Genomic DNA, 18,976 nt, shown 5'->3' on the forward strand with positions numbered 1-18,976 from the left:
AAAACCGGACTTTTTTAGTGACCTGCCAGGGGATCGAACCCTGGACCCCAACATTAAGAGTGTCGTGCTCTACCAGCTGAGCTAGCAAGTCATTCCCTTTTGATTTGGGATTGCAAAAGTATAAACAAATTCCATTTTATCAAAATTTATTTATGTGATGAAATCTGCCCGCCCATATCATTGATTTAACGTCAAATAATTCTATCGCAGATAAAAACTAAAAGTACTCCCTTCTTGAGGATTTGAGTCTATGTGAAGCTCGCTTCCCATAAGTTTCAAAATGCTTTTGCATAGTGTCAGTCCCAGTCCCAGGCCTTGTTTGAATGTGTCCACCTTCTCAAATGGTGCGCAAATTCTTGTTTTATCCTCCTCATTTATCCCAATTCCGGTATCCTTTACATAGAACATAATATTGTCATTTTCTGGAGTATAACCAATGGTTATTCCTCCATTTTCCGTGAATTTAAGACCATTTGAAATAAGGGCGGACATAACCTTCTTTAACATTGATATATCCGTTGCAATAATATGCTCTTCAGGGGGAAGAGATGTATTTATGTAGAGATTTTTGCGCAGTATGTCTTTAATCGTAAATGCTTGTTCTGCGGCATATTCCTTCATCTCCTCTACAAAATTATTCAGGTTAACCTCTTTCTTTCCCGCTTTTACCATGCCGGCGGAATATGTAGATATGCTAAGGATATTTTCCAGAAGAGTTTTGAGCAGTTCATTATTTTGTTTAATGACCGGCATAAATTGAGAACGCTGAGATTTATCCTCTTCATTAACATATAGGTCTGTAAATCCGACAATTGAATTCAGCGGCGTTCTAACTTCATGACTTATGGAATTTAGGAATTCATCGGCTTCTCTCTCAGCCAGCAGCGCCTTTTTATTTAGTTCAGAAAGAGTTACCTCCTTCTCTTTAAGGTCTGTAATGTCCATGTTAAGGTCAATAAAATATGGAATTTTTCTACTGCCCTGATTTGAACTTATTTCCCCTTTAAAAATGTTTACGAGAGTCCACCTTTTTGTTCTGTCAGCACGGTTAATCATTACCGTTGTTGAGAACGGAGGGGTGTCAGATTCCGGTTTAGAATCATTTGCCGCTTTGGAAATAAACTCTCTAATTTCCTTAAAATCAATTCTGTTAGCTCCTTTGAATTTTCCATCTGAAATTCCGTTGCCGGACTCTCCCAAATTTTTAAACCAGGAACCTGTCGCGAATAAAATTTCGCCTTCACTGTTATACGATGCCACTCCGACATTAGAATTGGCTGACGCTGTTCTTAGCCTTTTTTCAATCTCCTCCTGCTCATCTTCATTGCTCTCTATTCCTGTGATATTTGCGGCAACTACTATGTATGAATATTTTTTCTCTGTAGTTCTGCGTATGATATATTTGAAAACATGCTCTGAATTCTCCGCATTCGCATTATCTGAACCCAAGAAATCAGCGTATCTGTTTAAGAATGTATCTATTTGGCTATTAATACTTTGCCCCGGAGCAAGATTCTTTATCACGTCGGCAGTGGTGCCATCAAAAGGATTCTCAAACAGATTCACGCAAAGCATGCCTCCGAGAGTTAAATTATTATCTCTCTCCTCTCCGTTGATTATGATTCTTTCCCTGATTCCGTTTGCATTGTACAAGGCAAAGCTCAATCCTGAATCTTTGCTAATGTTCTCTATCCTGCGCCTGTATTCAATAATTTTTCCCCTTAGCTTCTCATTTTTATTTTTGGCCAAAGAGCGCATTACAATTGCAGCCAATAGGGCAACAATCAGGAACACAAGAGTTCCCAACAGCAAAATGGTACTTGAAGATAAAGTGACTGCGGTATTCATCCTAAAATTTTGCTACTAATTGTTAACTGTTTTTTTTGTAAGGATTCTGCACCAAACGGTGTTGACATCCTTCCCAAATTTTTTATCAATTTCAAATCCAAGCTTACCTCCCAGCATGTTTGCAAGGTGGTGAGCTATATATATTTCCAGGTTTGTCTTTGCTAATAATTTTGCCACAGATTTGTAGTTCTCCGGATGCATCTCCTCTTTATTAAGCGGGGTCCCGGTATCAGAGATGGCCATAAACAAATTTGTGCTGCCTGCATTTGCTCCATCGTCTTCCTCCCTGATTGTAAATGTGATAGTACCGTCTGATGTCCTTTTAGCTGAACTTATGGCTAAATCTCTAAGCAGCTCTTTTACCAATCTTATATCCAGTGATACTTTATCATAGCTTGCAGGATGATACTCTATGAATACATTCTCCTTAAGCATTGCCTTGAACTCATTAACAACCTCTGCAGCAAGGACTCCCGGGTCTATGTCAACTATCTTTGGAATGTAGGCGTCAGACTCAATTCTGGAGATATTTATGACTTCAGAAATTGTAAGAAGAAGTTCTGCATTGCTTCTGGAAAGATCCTTGAGATATCTCTTTTCATCCTCTTGTTTTGACGCAGAGAATATTTTTGAAGTATCTTCCAGTATATTGTTAAGAGGTTGCTGAATTTCTGTACTCATATTTGCAATTGACTTATTCTTAAGCGTTTCCGCAGACCTTGTCTTATGCAGGGACTCAAGCAATTTTATCTCTCTCTCAACCGGTCCGTCAATGTTGAACAATACAAATTCAATAATCATCTTCCCTTCATCAGGGGAGTATTCAGTCAAAATTCCGTAGAATCTTATGTAGTGTGTTTTTCCTCCCGACAGGACTTTAATGTTTGCGGTAACGTCAATTTTATTCTTATCATCTGCCGCGCTGCTAATATTATATCCGTAGTATTTTGCGTACTCTTCTTCATTAAACTGAATGTTTTTTATTCTGTTCATGAAGTTTGTAATCTTCACAAGATCCTCCGGGGGAACATTCTTGAAACTCTCTTTTAAGGAGACGCCTTTGTTTACGTAAAGCAAATTGTACCAGGCATTTGTAACATTAAAAGTACTATCAAATGCATTTACTGTTGCAACCGCGATATTGGCTTTATCCATGGCAAGCTGGAACATGCTGTACATGGCGGCCCTTGTGCTGCTTGTAGAGATGTCTTCCGTTTTGTCAATAATAGTACCAATATAACCCTGCTTTTTTGATGCATCTGTTCCCAGCCTCCTGATTCTGAACAGCAAGTCTGAATAGGTGGAATTTGAAGTGTGGTATTGAGTATCCAGCAGGCCGCTCTCTTTTAGATGGTTTATGTCACTTTGCGGTATAACTGTAGAGGCTTTAAAAAGATTGAAATCTTTATAATCTATATTGTCTATGCATTTTAAAATGTTTACGAATTCTGAATTGCCCTCTTCAACGTCACCGTTCTCCGACAAGGAGAAGAAACCTACCGGCAGACTGCTGTTAAGAGTCTGATATTCATCTCTCACATCGGAAAACTCCCTTGCTGCCTGCACTCCTTCTCTTCTGAATTTTATCGTTTTAAGAAGCAGCCAGGCAATACAGGAAAGGATGACAATATCTATCAGAATTATGATATACATTCTCTCTCTATTTTAGCATTAAAAAATAGAATGATGCCTATATTTTTATTTCAAATCTTTTAATACAAACCAGAACGTTGAGCCCTCGCCCTCATTGGAAATGACTCCAAGGTCTCCGTTCAAATGTCTAACAATACTCTTGCAAAGTGACAGGCCAAGTCCGGTTCCACTGGAATAATTATCAAATTTTTCAAATCTGTTAAATATTCTCTCCTGATCTTTTGCAGAAATACCGCATCCGGTATCTTTTACGTAAAAATATATTCCGGTCTCCTGCGGCTGATAACCAAATGTGATTGTTCCGTTCTTTGTGAACTTAACCGCATTTGAAAGCAGATTAACCATCACCTGGCGGAAGTTCCACTCATCAGTAACAATAGTGCTGTCCTCCAGAGGTATCTCTGCGATAATCTCTATATTCTTGGCAGTGAGCTGTTTCTCATTTTGCAGCATGTGGACGGTTGCGGTCTTCAATTCTCTGAACAGACCGTTAAGTTTAACATCATCCTTTGCAAACGTGTACATTCCGGAATCAATTTTTGCAATTGACAGGATGTTGTTAAACAACTCTATTAATACATTATTGTTTCTCTTAATGATGTTGGTAATATTTGCAATCTCCTTTGGATCTTTCTCCGTAAGAAGCATTTTTGAGAAACCAACTATAGAAGTAAGAGGTGTTCTAATCTCATGGCTAATAGAATTGATAAATCTGTCGCTATCCTGATAAGCTATATGAGCCTCTTTAACTCTCTTCTCTACAGCAATTTCCTTAACCTTTTCAGATGTAATGTTGAAGTTGATGTCAACAACAACAGGACCGGATGCGGCTGAAGTTTCTCTTAAGAATATGCTCTCTCTAATCCATTTGATTCTTCCATTCTGCTGATTCTGAAGCTGAATATCGTTTGTGAAAGAGCCTGCCTTTCCTTTTATTAACCTTTGCTTGAAGTCTGTAATTGCAGCCTTGTCACCCTCTTTAAAATTAGAATATGACGGCTGAATTAGTCCGGAACTTGATGCGCTTTCACCAAGATTTCTAAACCAGAATTCAGTTGCATAACCTTCTCCGGTAACTATGTTATAACATGCAATTCCAATATCCGTAGTGTTAATTGCATAATTAATTAGGGAATCAAGTTTCTCTTTTTGCTCAATCTCCTGAATTTCAGATGTTATATCAGAAATAACCATCATATACTTGTATGGCGTTCCCATATCTCCTACAACAGGATTTACCATAAAGCTGATTCTCTTTGGCGTGCTGATTTCTCTTGTTACGCCTCTCTTATTTCTGATATCATTGATATCACTGTCGTTGAAAATAGAGGAAGTATACAAGTTCTCAGGCAAGTATTTTTCAATAGCGTCTTTTACATCTTTCTCTTTGCTTTTAATTATGCTGAAGAGCTTGTTGCCGCTTCCGTCATATACTGCAAAATTCAATTCTGATTCATTGAACAAAGAGTTGTATTTCTCATAGACTTTTTTGCTCTGGTTAATATTCTTTCTGTTTTCAACATTTTGCTTTAAGAAATGGAAATACATGAAAATCAGCCAGAAGAACAGCATCATTCCAAGGATAAACAGTGTGAAGAATCCTGGATGTCTTGCTAGCCAGCCCTTTACGGTGTTAACGTATCTTACGCCGTAAAAGCTTTTAATGCCGCTTGTAAGCTTAAATCTTTTGAGCGCCATCTTGTTGATTACATAATCTCCGTTCTTAAGTACGTAAAGATCAGATGGTGATACGTAATTTTTTCCCTGGTCAAAAATATTGCTGATAATCTCAGTTCCTTTTGCAGCCAGGATACTTTCAGAAGGGTTGTATCCTCCAACTATATAATTGTTAAAATAATTGAAGGTATTAATGGAGAACAGCGGAGCTTTTAGCTTTGTTGTGAAGATAGAATCAATCTCATGTTTTGTGTAGGAGCTTCCGCCGCCATCATAATTCCATGCATAAGTAATGAAGGCTGTTTTGGCATCCGCCTTCATAATGACATTCAAAACGGAATCAGCATTGCTTGTATTCCTCATTATTGAGGAGTATTTTATAGAAGGGTATCCGCTCTTTATAGTCTTCTTTATAAGCTCGCTTGCATATAGGCTCTCTATGTACGGATTATCTATAAAAACAATCCTGTTTACTTTTGGAGCAATTTTATTGATTAGCTTAAGATTTTCATTTACAGGTGTTTGCGCAACTACTCCAAAAAATCTGCTTCTGTATGGCAGGCGCTGGTAATCTATGCCTGCGGATTTGCCTATGCCTGCCGGAACACTTTGTGAAATTCCAAGGGCAACTATAGGAATGCCTCCCCATATTCCTGTTAATACTCCCGACAGGTCACAAGTCATTGCGGCATCATCTCCAATCAGCACAATAATATCCGGACGTTTTCCGCCATAATCATTAATTATGCGGGCCAGCACTTTTGTTGCATAGCCGTATCCTGATGCGCAATCAAAATTTAGAAAGTATGTGTTGATTCTGTACTCTAAGCTTTTCTTTTTCAATTGTGAAGAGAGACTGTCCGCAGTATTTCTGGCCCAAAGTATATCAGGGGAGAAAGAGTTGATAATTAATATGTTGTGCGGTACTACCGGCTGAACGGTTGTCTTCTTTAGACTAGGGACGCTATCATCATCATTCTCTATTGCGTATATAAAATCTCCCTTGTTATGGGTATTGCCCGCATCCTTTGCTTTCTCATGCAAAGCATATACGCTGTCCTGAATACCAAACTGAGCGTAAGAGCTTGTGCTGCCAAAAGTTACAAGTACTGCTGCAATAATTGCACTAATATAAAAACGACTCTTCATTCTTAATAAATTTTTCATTTCTTTTCCTCCTTTTCATCTGATAACACACCTTTAAGCGCTCTTCTCAATTCAGACTCATTTACCGGTTTTGATATATATCCGTTGAACTGTCCGTCTCTTACCTGAGCTCTGCTCTTTTCTGATGTATAAGCAGTTACTGCAATTATAGGAGTTGTTTTATCTGTCTTTCTGATTGCTGCCGTTGCCTGGAATCCATCCATCTTAGGCATCTTGATATCCATTAGAACTACATTTGGTTTCTTATCAAGAGTCATCTTTAACGCCTCTTCTCCGTCGTGAGCATGAATAATCTGATACTCTTTTCTCAGTATGAAGTTCAGCAGCTGGAAGTTGTTCTGATTGTCTTCTGCAATTAGAATAACTTTCTGTCCCTTGTTTTGAACAGTGGCGGCATTTTCCAGCTCTCCCTTTACGTTGTCGCTAGATGCTTCTGCGTAATTCTTTGGAATAATGCACCATACGGTATTTCCTTCTCCGGTTTCATTTTGCTTGTATCCGATTTCTCCGTGCAGAGATCTTACTATAGAACGTGCAATAGGCAGGTTAAGTCCCTGGCCTACATAGGATTCATCGCTCAGATGATCAAACCTGTCAAACAGTCTTGCTCTTCTCTCGCCGGAAATTTTGTTGCCGGTATCGCTGGCATACATATAAATATTGTTTTCACGCACGTCATATCCAACTTTAATAGTACCATTTCTGGATGGTCCTATGAACGATATAGCATTGTCACACAATAGCTGAACAATGTTTTCTACTCTGGACTTGTCAGATAGTAAAATTGTATTTCCTTGTTTTGTGAAGTCAACATTAATGCTGGTACCTTGTGTTTTCTGAATTGTATCGGCCACAACTTTCTCAAAGACAGCCTCTAAGTTGAATTCTGCCATTTGAGAATATGCATTGTGAGACTCTATATCTGAGACAGATATCATCTGCTGAACCATTTGCAGCAGTTTGTCATTATTCTCTTCTATATATTTCTGAAGTTCCTCTTTGTTGTCTGCCGGAGTAGCCTCAACCAAAAGTTCTGAAAATCCTACAAGTGCGTTAAGAGGGGTCTTAAGCTCATTGCCCATGTTGGTAATAAGCGAATTTCTCAGTTTTGTAGAATCCACATATTTCTGATACGTCTTGGAGAGCTCGTCGCCCTTTTGTTTTTGAGAATCAATGTCTGATACGACGGCATAGCATATCAGCTGATTTTCAGCCTTATCATAATTGCTAACTGAAATTGCAAGATGCAGCCAATGCAATGTCCCGTCATCATTTTTAATTCTTACATCCTTTGAGAAATCAGTTTCAGTTCCCTCCTTTGCCTGGTCCACAAACCTAAGCACGGAGGCAAGGTCTTCTTTTACCAGATGGTTAAAGCTGATATCCAGCTTAGTACCGTTCTTTATTTTCAGATTATAGAACCATGAGTCAGTACCGATGTATGCAAAGTCAGGTTTTGCCATATCAAATTTTGCAACACCATATTTTGACGCATCCATCGCAAGCAAGAAGGAGGTATTAATTCTATCCTTCTCTGCTCTCTCCATGTATTCCTCTGTATTATTGACAATTAAAAGTACCAGGGCCTCTTTGCTTTCTACATCTGTCGGGATGAAAATTACCCTCTGATAAATATTGTTATCATTCACCTTAAATATGTAGTGCTTATCTGCAATCTCCTTATGCTTAATTTTTTGAAGCGTAGCATCTGAAACGTAAGGAGAATTAAACAGGGTGAAAGAGGAGGTCTTTTTGTAATCAGGAATTACCTGAGATAGCTCAGCTGCAGCCTTTTGGTTATCCTCCATGAATATTCCGTCTTTATTGAAGACTGCAATTCCTATTGGGGAATTTTTGAATAAAGTGCTGTAATCCCTTAATAGCTTTTTGTATAGCTCAACGTCTTCCGATACTTTTTTGTTCCTTTTGCGTACTGCTAGGTTTATAAATGCGGCAAACAAAAGCAAAATAATCAGAAGACAGGATAAAATCCTTATTGCATATTTGGATATGAAACTTGTATGATCCTCATATAGAATATTATACTTGTTTCCTGCAATCTTTAGTCCCATCTTGCTGGCAGCTACCTTATTTATAGCCATTCTCTCCGGAGAGATATATTTGTACTCGATTGAGGTAGCCGGCGTCCCTGCAACTATTTGTTTGATAGAGGCTGCCGCTGCCGCTGCAATTTTAGATGCGCTTGTAAAAATACCTCCGACAAGAGGAGTGCTTTCATCCGCAGGTATCTCTTTAAGGATTATAATAGGGACGTTATTTGCGTTGTAAACAGAATTGTATCCGGAAGAATTCTCTGTACTATAGGAATTTATGAGAATTGCCGCATTTTGTTTTGTGAAGTTGGATATGGTGGAATTTATCATATCCGCATTTATCTTCTTAATGTCGGTAACAATAAAATCCATATTTCTTGCTCCAAGCTGCGTCTCAAATTTGTCCGCATTCAGGCAATCTTCAAATGTTCTTTCTGAAAAATATATTGCAGATTTTGTGTTTGGAAACAGCACTTTCAAGGCAACGATGGTTGGTTCAACAACATCCTTTCCAAAAACTCCTGTAACGTTATATCCTGCTGCATCCGCCTTCACCGTACTCTTTAAACTGTCGGGAACTGCATGTCTTGCAAGAAAATAAGAATAGTTGCTAATTGTCTCATCTGTAGGCGCACATACAACAATAGGGGTATTGCCTAGGGAGATACCGGAGGATTTTAAAACCATCCAAGCCTCCGTTCCAACTATAACTATAGCGTCGGGACTTGCCTGCATTCTGGAAAAAGCCTCCGTAAGCTCTGTAATTCCATCTGCAAGTGTTTGTTTATGAGCAATGTCGGTATTTGTAATCCCGACAGATGCTCCAGGTATAACTTTTTTAGTGTAGTATGTTATTTTGCTGCACAACAATTGCCCCCACGCATCATCATAGCCATAGGAACTGATTATCTGTATGTGTTTCACAGCCTTGCCGCTTTGTGCGGAGGCGGGAAACGCCGCAGCCATTAAGACGACGGCAAAACAGATAAACCTTAAAATCTTCTTCATATCTTATCTAATTGTTTTTGTCATTATTTGATAGGGGACGGACTACCTTTATCCCTGTGATTGATTTTCTGGACTTTACATATTCGCTTATAGTCATCTTATCAACCTCCACCTTCATGTCCGCCATTGAAGCATGTACAAATCCAACTCTTCCATTTTCTACATACGCTATTGTAACGTGAGCTATATCAAGCCCAGGAGTGCCTGACATATAGCATATTATATCTCCGCTTTTTATTTTACCAAGGCAAGCGTCAACTTTATCTTTTGGAATATAAGTTATAGGTTGCTTGTTTAATGTCTCCTCCGCTTGTGATATTCTGTCCAGATTGCTTTTTGCAAACGCGCGGTCAGCAGCAGTTGCAGTTGAATCATAAGCAGCTGCCATTTGCTTGTATCTCTTGTAGTTGCGGCTCATGAAAAATATTGGATGATTATAGACTTCCCCGCCAAGCTCCATTGTGATATCTTTCAAATTGCCGTTCTCCTCATTCTGTCTAATCCACTCTGTTGTATAGTGCAGCCTGCTTGGATAGCCGTCAACTACACCTTTTCTGTATCTGCTGGAGCGTTCAAGCATTGCAAATTCTGAGAAAGTACAGCTCTTTCCATAATTATGTGCGGCAAGCGCCAGGTTAAAACAGGTCTCAACAAAAATTATGCAGTCAGTCTGATGCAGATTTATTCTAAGTTTCTCATTATTAATATCTTTTGCATCTTCCAAGGTGCCCGCAACATAAGGGGTGCCCATTAACATGCTGGCAGCCATTATCATAAGCTGAGGTACGCTCTTGCCAGAATATGGCTGCAGTTTCATAAGAATTTTATCTGCCAGAAATATGTCAAGAGGCGTCGTTACTGCGCATTGTTCCGTTGAAGCGGGGAGACAATTTGACTCAGGGCAAACCATAACCATTGTTGCAGAGTCCATCTGCGCACGCTGTTCCGTACTGCAAAATTGTGCTTTTATACCTGAAAAAGGCACAATGGTAATAAACATTGTTAATGCTATGCTTGCGGCATAGAGTAACCTCTTTTTCATAATAGATTGATTCTAAATTCTTTGATCTCCCTTAAACCGCCAAATTTAGCAATAATTTGTCTAAAATAAAAAAGAAAGCCGCTTCTCAGCGGCTTTCTATTAACAATAACCCTAAAAATTTGAAAATACTATTTAAAGTATTATGCACCAATTGTGCTCATCTTTAATCTCGCCGTTTTGAATGCCTACAATATGGCTGTAAAGTTTTGTGCAAGTATCCAGGCCGCTGTAAGTGTAACGTTTGCATTCAGTTGAATCAATCTCCGGTTTATCGTCTATAGAACTTACCGGGGTAATGACTACGGCTGTACCACACTCTCCAACCTCTTTGAATTCTGCCAGCTCCTCTGCAGGAACTCTTCTTCTTTCCACTTTCATACCCAAATCTTTTGCTGCAACTTCCAGTGACTTATTAGTTATAGAAGGAAGTATGCTGTTTGAAAGAGGTGTAACGTATGTGTTGTTCTTAATGCCAAAGAAATTTGATGAGGCAAACTCATCTATATATTTATGCTCCATAGGGTCAAGGTAAAGAACAGCCTTGTACCCGGCTTTCTTTGCTAATTGTCCTGCATGAATAGATGCAGCGTAATTTCCGCCAACTTTATAGCATCCTGTGCCATGTCCGGCTGCACGGTCATATTTTCTGGCAATGACTCCGTTTACAGGAACCAAGTTGCCGCTACCTGAATATGAGCCTACCGGAGCTACAGCAACAAATAACAGCTGCTTTTTTGCCGGTGCTATTCCTAGCTGAGAGCCAACTCCAAATAATACAGGTCTGATATAAAGAGATGCGCCGGAACCATAAGGAGGAAGATATCTCTCATTCTCCTTTACAGCCATTATGCACATATTTGTAAAATCTTCTGTGGTAGGAGCTTCCATTCCCAAATATGCGGCGGAAGATTGCATTCTCTTTGCATTCTCATCCGGACGGAAAATTCTGATTTTGCCATCTTTTCCCCTGAATGCCTTTAATCCCTCAAAGCACTCAATGCCATAATGAAGCGATGGTGCTAATCCGCTGATGCAGATGTTAATATCACTATTGATTTCTGGTTTCTTCCAAACGCCATCTTCATACATACATGTGATGTATTTATCCGTTGGCGTGTATGAAAAACTTAATTTACTCCAGTCCATTCTCTTGTTATTTAAATGATTAACTAATTTTATACTTTAATTTGAAAAGGTTTTCCTTTAAATTCATTGCGAATATAAAACCAAAAATGCCATTATCCAAATAATTTTAAATAAAATATTCAAATTTTTTGAAAAATCGCCATTGAAATTAGGCCTGCTTAAAACTTACAGATTTAATTCATATCTTTGCAAAACACAGTTAATCGTTTATAATTTTCCATATGTGGTTAAATAAATTTATTCACGTTCTCACCGGTTCCGGCAAAAAATTCTACCCCTTATTTATTGAGCAATCTGATATTGTAGAGAAATCTGCTGCGTTGCTTGTTAGCATACTAAAGGAGGATTCTTATGAGAAAAAGAAAGAGTATGCACGTGAGGTTAAGGCTCTGGAGAAACGGGGTGATGTAATGGAAACTACTATATTTGAGGCTCTTTCCAGAACTTATTCAACTCCCTTTGACAGAGAGGATGTCCAGAACCTGTGCTCCAGAATAGAGACTTTTCTGGACTATATTCATGATTCCGCCAAAAAAGTTGTCATATATCATCCTAAATATGTGGATAATACATGGACGGAAATTGGGGAGCTGATTTATGATGATTCCAAGTTGCTGTCGGGAATAATAAAAGACTTGTCCATTGTCCGCTCAAAGTCAAAGGATATTATGGATAAATGTGTGAAGATAAAGGATATAGAGCAGGAGGTTGACGACCAGTATGAGTGCTATATGAGCAATTTGTTTGAGGTTGAGAAAAACGGCATTGAGCTCACAAAGTATAAAAATATAATACAGTCCCTGGAAGATACTACGGACAAAGCCAAAGAAATCGGGGACTGTATTAAAATGATTCTAGTTAAAGAGGGCTAATCTCTTTTGCAGCAGATAGTTCCTTTTACAGCGGGAATGTCTCGCTAATAGGGAACAAACCAAATAATCCGCCGGTATGTATGAACAATACGTTTCCGTTGTGGCTGAAACTGCCGCCCGGCTGTAATTCATTCCATATACCGTACATAGCCTTCCCTGTATATACCGGGTCTAGTATAAGTCCCTCCGTACGAGCTACTCTCTTTATAAATTCCAGCTCTTCCGGACGGCTTAGCGCGTATCCTATTCCTACGTATTTATCATTGATTTCTATGTTGCTGCGTTCTAGTTTTCTCCCTGCATACTCAGGCAGCAGGCTAACAGCCTCTGAAGCAATTTTATAAGCTACATTTGTAAAGTATTCTGTATCATCGCATACGGCCATGCCCACAACTCTTTTACCAAGATTCATCAGTTCATTGGCAAGGTAAAGGCCTGCAATAGTTCCGCCGCTTCCGGTTGCAACAACTATTGTATTAAATTGAATTCCAAGTTGTTTCTCCTGCTCAACAATTTCCTTCATGCAGTTGAAATATCCCATTGTGCCAATGGCGTTTGATGCTCCCTCCGGAATTACATAAGGCTTATATCCCTGTTTCTTATACTCTTCCGCCATTTGGTTCATAATGTCATTGCGGTGGTTTCTGTACTCATCCTGGTTGCAGAATTTTACGTCTGCTCCCAACAGCCTGTCAAGAAAATAATTTCCGGTAACAGGAGGAGTCTGTGATATTCTCAACAGTACGGCCGATTTCATTCCAAGCAATGTTGCAACTTCTACTGTAGCGCGGCAATGGTTGGATTGTATTCCGCCGCAGGTAATCAGCATATTGCACCCTTTGTCCAGCGCCTCGGCGGCTTCAAATTCCAGTTTGCGGATTTTGTTGCCGGAAAACTCGCTGCCGGTCTGGTCATCGCGTTTTACGTAGAGGTTAGCGTTAAGTTCTTTTGAGAGTCTCTCAAGTTTTTGAATTTTTGTTGGCAGATTTGCCAGATGAAGTCTTTTCATTTTAGTATCTAGTTTACATTGTCAATCCCGGCCTGCAAGGTCTGGATTCGGTAGCAAATTTAATATGAGTTTTAGTAACTTTGCAACAATTATCCAGAAACCTTTCAAAAAGAGAAATAATTATTAACCATGATAAAAAATAAGTTATTGTCCGGGGCCGCAGCTCTTCTGTTTGTTGCAGCAAGTATTTGTCCACAAGGGATTTACGCTCAGGAGGAAATTCCGGGACAGCCGGTTCTAAACGGAAAGAATTATACGAAAATCACGGATGTCAGCGGATTTGCCCAGGCAGGGCAGGCTGTAAAGGCCTTTCTATTACCTACTTCCGGCATAAGAGTTCCCATCAAGGTTGAGACTGCTTACACTTTTGCGGATAATGATTCTTTGTATGTTGTCTTCAACCGCAATTTTGCAGATTATCCAATCAGGCCCGCGACAGTTGAGCAAGTATACTCTATCGTGAGCCAAAATATTCCTTCCCAGTTTAGCGGAAAGAAACTTGCAATCTTTGCAAATGGCTCTAAAATAGAGGATTTGGTGCCTCCTTTTTTTAATCAGGAGAATAAATTTCTCAAACTTCAGAGAGAAGCTGAGGAGCTTCAGCAAGAGGGAAAACTGGAGGCCAGAGGTGATAAGGCTGAGGCAAAAAAGAGGAGCGCAAGAGAGAAGGATAAGAGTTTTGTCCCACCTTTAAAGTATGAGACTACGCGTCCTTATCAAATCTATAATGGTTTGCAGGATAGGCATATAGCAGTCTCCAACAGTCACGGCTGGTATTATGAAAATACTCTCGACAGATGGGAATGGCAAAGGGCAAGACTCTTTGAGACTGTTGAGGATATGTATACTCAAAGTTATGTGATTCCTTTCCTTGTGCCGATGCTTGAGAATGCGGGAGCCGTTGTGATGATGCCAAAGGAGAGAGATTATAATAAGAATGAGATTATAGTTGATAATGACACTAATACGGATGGATTCTCCATGTCTAACGGGGAATTCTCCTGGCAAAAGGGTGATTCTCTTGGATTTGCAAATCCAAAGAAGTCTTATGTATTTAAGGAGAATCCATTTAAAATGGGTTCTTATGTTCAGGTTCAGGGACTTATGAAATCTGCAAAACCGTCGGAGGAGAGCCAGATAGAGAAAAATGAGAGCAAGGTTAAGTGGCTGCCAAATATTCCTGAAGATGGAAATTATGCGGTTTATATATCATATCACTCTCTGCCTGAGAGTACTAAGAGCGCAGGTTACACTGTTAAATATAGCGGCGGCGCTGCAAAGTTCCGCGTTAATCAGCAGATGGGCGGAGGAATATGGGTCTATCTTGGAACATTTTATTTTAAGAAGGGAGCCTCTGATGAGGGTGTTTATTTGACAAATGTTAATAGCTTGGATAAGGGAATTGTGACAGCAGATGCAGTAAAGTTTGGCGGCGGCTGGGGCAACATTGCGCGTGGAAAAGGAGATGGGTTTACAAGCGGAATGCCTAGGTTTGAAGAGGGTGCAAGATATTGGCTGCAATGGAGCGGCTTCCCTGATACAGTTTACTCATATTCACATAATTACAATGATTATAATGATGATTATGTAAGCCGCGGAAAGTGGGCTAACAGATTGGCCGGAGGTTCTTCTACTCTTCCAAATTGGGGATACGGCGGAGAGAAAATTCCGTTGGATTTATCTTTTGCATTGCATACTGATGCCGGAACATTTTTGGATGATTCTATTGTAGGTACGCTCTCTATTTATACGCGTAATTGCAATGACTTTGGAGGAGGAATAAAATATCCTAACGGAGAGGATAGAATATGGGGAAGGAATCTTGCGGATATGGTTCAGACACAGGTTGTTAGCGATGTTTCAAATAAGTACGGATTCCCTTGGACAAGAAGAGGTTTGTGGGATCGCTCTTACTCTGAGAGCAGAACTCCTCAGATGCCGGGAATGCTTCTGGAATTTTTGTCTCATGAAAATTTTGCGGATATGAAATTTGGCCTTGACCCGGCATTCAGATTCACTGCGGCAAGAGGAATGTATAAGGGAATTCTTAAGTTCCTTGCATTTAAGAATAATGTACCGTATGTTGTTGAGCCGCTGCCTGTTAATGATGTCAGAGTCACGGTTGACAACGGAGACTCTTCTGATAATTCTACAATTCAGCAGGGGAGACATAAGAGGAAATCATCTGCTAACAAGAGAAAAAGCAGAAGAAATAAGAATGTGACTACTGCAACTGTTCAGAGAGTTTATGATGTAATTGACCAGAATAAAAATGTATATGCTCAGCTTGACTGGTCTGCTGTAGAAGACCCTGAGGAGTCAACGGCAAGACCTGATAAGTATTTGATTTATACTGCGATAGATGATAACGGATTTGACGGCGGAACTGTTGTTGATGATACAACTTACAGAGTTGAGCTGCAGAAAGGCAAAGTTTACAGGTTTAAAATTTGCGCCCTTAATGAGGGAGGAAAAAGTTTCCCTTCTGAAGTTGTCGCAGTTGGAATTGCCAGCGGAAATTCTAGCAAAGGAAAAGTTGCGCTTATTGTAAATGCCTTTGACAGAGTGGGTTCTCCAAGATGGCTGCAGAGCAAGGATTCTACTCTTGCAGGATTCCAGGATGAATATGATCATGGAGTTCCATACGTCCAGGATGCCGGATTTATTGGCAGCATGTATGAGTTCAGAAGGAGCGTTCCTTGGACTGATGATGATGCTCCCGGCTTTGGAGCTTGCCACGGGGATTATGCAAAGATGGTGATTGCAGGAAATACTTTTGATTACTCTTACGACCATGGAATTGCCTTTATGCAAAAGGGTTACAGCTTTGTCTCTTCTACCCGCAGCGCGGTTGAACATGGAAAGACAGTGTTGAAGGATTATAACATTTGCGATATGATTATGGGCAAAGAGGCGCAGAGCAATGACGGCGGAAAGATGAAGGCCATTAACTATACAGTTTATACTCCTGCTATGAGACAGGTAATTACAGAATTCTGCGGAGACGGTAGAAAACTTTTACTGTCGGGAGCTTACATATCAACAGATTTAGTTGATGGTTTTAAAGTTGATACAGGAGGAAAGAATTTTGCTTCCAAAGTGCTTAAATTCAAATGGATGACACATTCTGCCTCTACTGACGGATGTGTCTCTGCCGTTGGCAATCCTTTTGGATTTAGCGGAGATTACAATTTCTACTCACAGCTGAATGAGAAAAAATATTGCTGCGAGGCTCCGGATGCCTTTACTCCTGCTGAGAAAAATGCATACACTATTTTCCGCTACCCTCAGACAAGCATCTCTGCAGCAGTAGCTTATAAGGGGAATGATTATAGAATAGCCTCCTTTGGATTTCCGCTGGAGACATTAACTTCACAGGCCCAGATTAATAAATTAATCGGGCAGGTTATTGATTTCTTTGAAAAATAAAATTCAAAAAATATGAAAAAGAATATCACAGTAATTTCTCTTTTAACGTGCATAGTGCTGATGTTCAGTATTTCAGCAGGAGCGCAAGAGATTAAAAACAAAATTTACAATAATGTAAATATCGGTGGCGGAAGTTTGTGGGCATATCCTTATACTGCAACGCAATCTGCTCCCGCATTTGCTGCGGTACCAAAATTAACTCCGGCTCCGCAGGGATACAAACCTTTCTATATCAGCCATTACGGAAGGCATGGCTCCCGCTGGCTGATAAGTCCTAAAGACTACGGTTTTGCGCATGATGTTTTTACCGCTGCTGAAAAGGCGGGAGTTTTAACACCTCTTGGAAAGTCCGTTAAGTTAAAAGTTGATTCTATGTTTGTTGCCTCAACCGGCCGCCTTGGAGAACTTACTCAGCTCGGGGCAAAGCAGCACAGAGGAATTGCGGACAGAATGGTTGCAAATTTCCCGGAAGTTTTTGCCGGAAATGTGAAAGTGGATGCCCGCTCAACAACCATAATACGTTGTATATTAAGCATGATGGCAGAGTGCGGAGAACTTAGGGCATACAATAAAAATATCACTATTACCAATGATGCCAGCGAGCATGATATGTATTATATGAATTATGATGATAAAGATAGTGAGGTAAGTTTTGCTAAGTTTTATGAGGACGAAAATAGAAGGGGTGCTTTGGAAGCATTTGAGGCAAACAATATTCATCCCGACAGATTGATGTCTTCTTTGTTTACTGATACTACATTCATTACCAGATGTACGGTACCTTATGATAAAAAGTCTTACGGACCTGATGGAAAGGTTATCCCTTCAAATCAGTCGGTTCATCTTTTTAACAAACTTTGCAATTTGGCTCAGTCAATGCAAGATCTTGATTTTAAGATTTCTATGTCTGGCATCTTTACTAAAGAAGAGTTGTATGATTATTATTTGAATGACAATGCATACTGGTACTGTTTAAGAGGATATTCAGAACTGTCGGGAGCCAAAATGCCTTACAGCCAGACATATCTGCTTAAAAATATCATCAAGGGGGCAGACTCTGTTATAGCCTGCAACGGCCGCGGCGCTACGTTAAGATTTGGTCATGATTCAGACGTGCTTCCTTTGTCCTGCCTAATGGGCCTAAATGGCGGAAATTATAAAACCGGTAATCTGGACTCTCTTGCATATCATTGGAACATAGTAGATTATATTCCAATGGCTGCAAACATCCAGTTTATATTTTACAGGAAAACCGCTGCCGGAAAAGTTGCTGGAAAAGCTGCGGGCAAGATTACAGGCAAAACTGCAACTAAAACTAATGCTAATGCTAATGCTTGCGCAAATATGCCCGCAAAAGTTGCTGCTACTGAAGCTCCCGTTTATGTAAAAATCTTAATCAATGAACGCGAAGCCAAGCTCCCTCTGGAGAGCAAGTTGTGGCCTTATTATGATTGGAAAGATTTGAGGCAGTACTTCACAGATATCCTTGCAAAATCTCCCGTGAAGTAAGAAGACTTTTATCGGCACGTGCAATCTCTGAGCATTGCTACGCTGATTTAACCATACAAGTGTTGCTATCGCCATTGTGTATCAGATACATGCAGTTTGGCCGAATCTGTAGGATCGGCCGAATTGTAACTATCTGATTCACAGATCCGCCTACAGAACTTTTTTGATGAGCTGCAAGGTGCGCCGGATTGTTCCAAAGGCCGCAGACCCGCGATTGAATGTCCCCAAGGCCGCAGGCCCGCGACCGCAGGGAGCGTGCAGCGCTCGTACGAAACGGACTCGCTCAACATCTGCAAATGAACTTGAAAACCTGTCTGTACTTGGTGTACCTCCTGGTGGCATTGTGTGTCAGCGTGTTACAAAAGATCTCAATTTTAAATCTGTGATGTTTTGTAACATATTGATTGTCAATATCACCTCAGACTACCCTGAATCAGATAGTTATATAACTGCTTTAATTACAATGTGTTGTGCTGCTTTGTGGCGGAATGCTCTGCATGCGAGCAGAGCATGGATGTAGCTCTCTACGGGCCGTACACATGCGATAATCAACATGTTGTGC

10 protein-coding genes and 1 tRNA gene are annotated in these 18,976 nt (G+C 40.0%); 3 read left to right on the forward strand and 8 right to left on the reverse strand.

Features of this window, described 5'->3' with window-relative positions:
• Nucleotides 1-18: 18 nt before the first annotated feature.
• From LKM37_07135 to LKM37_07165, 7 genes are all read right to left on the reverse strand, one after another.
• Nucleotides 19-91: transfer RNA gene (locus LKM37_07135), tRNA-Lys, on the reverse strand.
• Nucleotides 92-201: 110 nt separating this feature from the next.
• The gene (locus LKM37_07140) at nucleotides 202-1,848 is read right to left on the reverse strand and encodes a PAS domain-containing sensor histidine kinase (protein ID MCI1720762.1); all 1,647 of its coding nucleotides are present in this window, start codon (nucleotides 1,846-1,848) and stop codon (nucleotides 202-204) included.
• Between the two features lie 15 nt (nucleotides 1,849-1,863).
• Nucleotides 1,864-3,501, reverse strand: a complete 1,638-nt coding sequence (locus tag LKM37_07145; GenBank protein MCI1720763.1) for a HAMP domain-containing histidine kinase — start codon at nucleotides 3,499-3,501, stop codon at nucleotides 1,864-1,866.
• Between the two features lie 45 nt (nucleotides 3,502-3,546).
• A complete protein-coding gene (locus tag LKM37_07150) occupies nucleotides 3,547-6,327 on the reverse strand; it encodes a sensor histidine kinase (GenBank protein MCI1720764.1) in 2,781 nt (926 codons plus the stop codon).
• Between the two features lie 14 nt (nucleotides 6,328-6,341).
• Complete coding sequence (locus LKM37_07155) at nucleotides 6,342-9,407, reverse strand: response regulator (protein ID MCI1720765.1); 3,066 nt, start codon at nucleotides 9,405-9,407, stop codon at nucleotides 6,342-6,344.
• Between the two features lie 7 nt (nucleotides 9,408-9,414).
• Entirely contained in the window at nucleotides 9,415-10,449 is a 1,035-nt protein-coding gene (locus LKM37_07160) for a DUF1460 domain-containing protein (GenBank protein ID MCI1720766.1), read from the reverse strand.
• Nucleotides 10,450-10,581: 132 nt separating this feature from the next.
• On the reverse strand, nucleotides 10,582-11,595 hold the full coding sequence (locus LKM37_07165; GenBank protein MCI1720767.1) for a branched-chain amino acid aminotransferase: 1,014 nt from the start codon (nucleotides 11,593-11,595) through the stop codon (nucleotides 10,582-10,584).
• Nucleotides 11,596-11,816: 221 nt separating this feature from the next.
• Here LKM37_07165 and LKM37_07170 point away from each other — a divergent pair, with 221 nt between their 5' ends.
• Nucleotides 11,817-12,467, forward strand: a complete 651-nt coding sequence (locus tag LKM37_07170) for a DUF47 family protein (GenBank protein MCI1720768.1) — start codon at nucleotides 11,817-11,819, stop codon at nucleotides 12,465-12,467.
• Between the two features lie 25 nt (nucleotides 12,468-12,492).
• On the opposite strand, the gene LKM37_07175 is transcribed toward LKM37_07170, so the two are convergent.
• Nucleotides 12,493-13,476 carry a D-cysteine desulfhydrase family protein gene (locus tag LKM37_07175; protein ID MCI1720769.1) on the reverse strand — a complete coding sequence of 328 codons (984 nt, stop codon included), beginning with the start codon at nucleotides 13,474-13,476 and terminating at the stop codon, nucleotides 12,493-12,495.
• A 129-nt stretch (nucleotides 13,477-13,605) separates the two neighbouring features.
• On the opposite strand from LKM37_07175, the gene LKM37_07180 reads away from it, so the two are divergent.
• Together LKM37_07180 and LKM37_07185 are read left to right on the forward strand one after the other, a co-directional pair.
• Nucleotides 13,606-16,905, forward strand: a complete 3,300-nt coding sequence (locus LKM37_07180) for a xanthan lyase (GenBank protein ID MCI1720770.1) — start codon at nucleotides 13,606-13,608, stop codon at nucleotides 16,903-16,905.
• A gap of 12 nt (nucleotides 16,906-16,917) precedes the next feature.
• Nucleotides 16,918-18,414: a histidine phosphatase family protein gene (locus LKM37_07185; GenBank protein MCI1720771.1), complete on the forward strand. Its 1,497-nt coding sequence runs from the start codon at nucleotides 16,918-16,920 to the stop codon at nucleotides 18,412-18,414.
• Nucleotides 18,415-18,976 lie beyond the last annotated feature (562 nt).

The organism is Bacteroidales bacterium (genome assembly GCA_022647615.1).
Classification (GTDB): Bacteria; Bacteroidota; Bacteroidia; order Bacteroidales; family UBA932; genus Egerieousia.